This window comes from Actinoplanes sp. NPDC051633 (assembly GCF_040681735.1).
GTDB lineage: Bacteria > Actinomycetota > Actinomycetes > Mycobacteriales > Micromonosporaceae > Actinoplanes.
In genome coordinates this window covers 1-2,802 of sequence record NZ_JBFAZH010001020.1, presented here as the reverse complement: position 1 = coordinate 2,802, position 2,802 = coordinate 1, and the positions used below count along the sequence as shown (strand labels likewise).

Genomic DNA, 2,802 nt, shown 5'->3' with positions numbered 1-2,802 from the left:
TCCTCCACCGCGGCCTGCCACTCCTTCACCTCGCCGCGGCCCGGCCAGTCGGCCATGTCGGCGCGGAACAGCGCGATGTCCTCCGCCGGGCGGATCAGGCCGTGCAGCTCGATCAGACTCTGATCCTTCAGCAGCCCGGCCAGCTCCTCCGGCGCGTACGACGAACCGAGCCGGCTCCACAGCACCACGTCCGCGCTCGGCGCGACCGCCGCGGTCTGGTCGAACTGCAGAAACGCGAGGTGCCGTACCACCGTCATCAGATCGGCGGGCCGCGGGTGGTCGAGCAGCTGGGCGCGGACCGCGATCCGCCGCGCGTCGGTCCGCGTGAGCTGGTGCGCCATGCGGCAAGGTTAATCCCCGGGTCGGCGGGACCCGGGGACCACCCGTCGTGCCGATGTGAGTGCTAGTGGAAGGCCCGGTCGCTCACCGAGACGAGCCTGCCCGCCTTCGGGATTCCGAGGAACAGGCCGGCGATGCTCCACGACGTCGCGTAGAGCTTGCCGTTGGCGAACTCGATGCCGGTCGGCATGGTGACCGCCGCGTGCGTCACCCCGCCGTGACTGATCCGGGTGAGCCGGCCCACCGAGGACGGATCGAAGCCCGGCGGCGGGGGACCCTCGCCCGCCGGAGCTCCGAAGAGGACCTCGGAGGCGTAGATGGTGCCCCGGGGCGACACGGCGACGCCGGTCAGCGACGTGAATCCGCGCCACTTCTGCAGCACCCGCCCGGAACGGCCGTCGAGCTTGTAGACGACCGCCGCGCCGGGTGACTCGGCGCCGAGCGTGGACACGTACACGTGCTTGCCGTGCACCGCGACGCCGGTGGGCACGGAGTCACAACCGACCGTGCCCGGGTTCGCCTGCGCGCCCTCGGCCAGACAAGCCGGGGTGCGCGGGTTCGGCGGCACGAAGAACGTCGACACCCGCCCGGTGCGCGGATTCACCCGCAGCACGTCGTTGGCGCCGCCGTCCGCGATCAGCAGCCCCCATTTCGACCACACCATGCTGAACGGATTGGACAATGCGTCGTAAGGCGCTCCGGTCACCGGGTCGAATTGCACCTGGCGGTCCGGGTTGTGCTTCAGTTCGTACTTCTCCAGGTTGGCGAGAACCCGAACGTGCTTCCCGTTCTTGTCGGCCACCAGAAGTGACGACGCGGGATATTTCGACGGGGGCGGGGGCGGTCCCTCGCCCGGCCCGCCGCCACCGCCCAGCACCACGTAGATCCGGTGGCCGTCGGATGCGACCCCGGCCGGGCTGGTCAGTCCGGAGATGAGCGTCCGTCGCGCGCCGGTCCGCAGGTCGACCGAGGTGACCTGGCCCGTGTTGGGTGCGGTGCCGCTCTCGGCGACGAGGGCACGCTTCGAGGACAGAATGTCGAGGCCGAATGGTCCCTCCAGCCCGGTCGCGATGGTTGAGACCGGATTTCGGGAATGTCCGGCAGAGGCGTGTGCCGGCGCGCTCGCCAGCACGGTCAACGCGCTCGTGCCGATGACGGCCAACGCTTTTGCTGCATGGTGAAGTTTCATCCGTCCTCCGACAGAGAGTGCGATTTCCAGGGGATTCCTACGCTCCTTTCACCTTCTCTTCAGCCGATTCTGCGATCTCAACCTAGAAAGCGGCCCTGCGGGATAACAACCCACCGTTCGGTGGCTTAGGAAGGCACGATCGAGCCGGCACCATCGCCACCCGGCCCTGCGGTGCCGGTAACGTCTGGGCCGTGAAGAAGGTGGCCCGGCGGTTCGCGCTGTGGCGGGCCGACCTCGACGGCGAGGTCTGCGCCGTTCCCGAGGAGTGCGTCGAGACGCTGCTCGAGCGCGACCGGATCATCCTCGTGCTCGAGCACCGCGAGTTCGGCCTCGTCCCGCTGACCAGGAGCTACGAGACCTCGCTGCGGCAGGACGTCGAGTGGCAGTTCGGCGGCATCACGTGGCCGCCGGACGTGCGGCCGGGGGTGCTGGTCACCGTTTCCTTCGACGGCGGGGACGAGGTGCTGGTGCGCACCGTGCCGCTCGACGAGCCACTGACCGTCGACGGCGCCGGCTACTTCCACGAGTACGACCCGAGGGTGGTCACCCGGGAGTTCGACGCCGGCGGGTCGAACCACGGGCGGGTCCTGCAGGCGGTCCGCAAGCAGGGCCGGGTCTTCGACGACGGCAGTGCGGTGCTGGCCGAGGCGGCCCTGGCCGGGCACTGCGGGCTCGGTCGCGGCGCCAAGGGTACGTTTCTGCTGCGCAACGCCCTGGACCAGCTCATCCGGGAGGGCTATCTGACCCGGGTGCCGGGCAGCGTCGACTCGGCCGGCTATCCGTCGTATCCGGCGGTGCACGGTCAGAAGGCGGCGGACATGCTGTTCTACGCGCCGCTGGTCGAGGAGGGCACGTACCCGGACGATCTTGATCCGGACAAGAGCGAGCGGCGGGAGCACTGGGTGAACGGGTTCGTGCGCAAGCTGCCGCCGGGAGCACGGCCCTCGGAGCGGCAGCGCGCCCTGCACGATCAGGCGGCGGAGAGCGAGCTGGCGCCCGGCTACACCTATGTGAAGAAGCACCACCGCCATGGGTGAGCGGCGCGACGTCGCGGTGTTCCTCGGCATCGCCTTCGGGCTGCCCTGGCTGTTGTGGATCGTCGAGCAGATCACCGGTCTGCGGATCAACTTCTTCGCGGCGATGCTGTCGGTCGCGGTGGCGACCTGGGTCGCGACCCGTTACGTGTGGCGGCCCGCGGACATCGCCCGGGCCACCGCCGTGCTCCCGGTCCGGCCGATCCGCCGGACCGTCGGATACTGCGTGCTGGCCTTCGT

The 2,802-nt window shown here is 69.9% G+C and carries 3 protein-coding genes and 1 pseudogene; 2 read left to right on the top strand and 2 right to left on the bottom strand.

What is annotated here, in order from left to right:
* Both AB0M20_RS36205 and AB0M20_RS36200 read right to left on the bottom strand, forming a co-directional pair.
* Nucleotides 1-341: pseudogene (locus AB0M20_RS36205) on the bottom strand (winged helix-turn-helix domain-containing protein); the annotation flags it as partial.
* Between the two features lie 62 nt (nucleotides 342-403).
* A complete protein-coding gene (locus tag AB0M20_RS36200; protein WP_364305134.1) occupies nucleotides 404-1,528 on the bottom strand; it encodes a ScyD/ScyE family protein in 1,125 nt (374 codons plus the stop codon).
* Nucleotides 1,529-1,719: 191 nt separating this feature from the next.
* Here AB0M20_RS36200 and AB0M20_RS36195 point away from each other — a divergent pair, with 191 nt between their 5' ends.
* Nucleotides 1,720-2,565 carry a hypothetical protein gene (locus AB0M20_RS36195; RefSeq protein ID WP_364305132.1) on the top strand — a complete coding sequence of 282 codons (846 nt, stop codon included), beginning with the start codon at nucleotides 1,720-1,722 and terminating at the stop codon, nucleotides 2,563-2,565.
* A partial coding sequence (locus tag AB0M20_RS36190; protein ID WP_364305131.1) for a hypothetical protein occupies nucleotides 2,558-2,802 on the top strand: 245 nt, incomplete at its 3' end. The genes AB0M20_RS36195 and AB0M20_RS36190, both read left to right, overlap by 8 nt.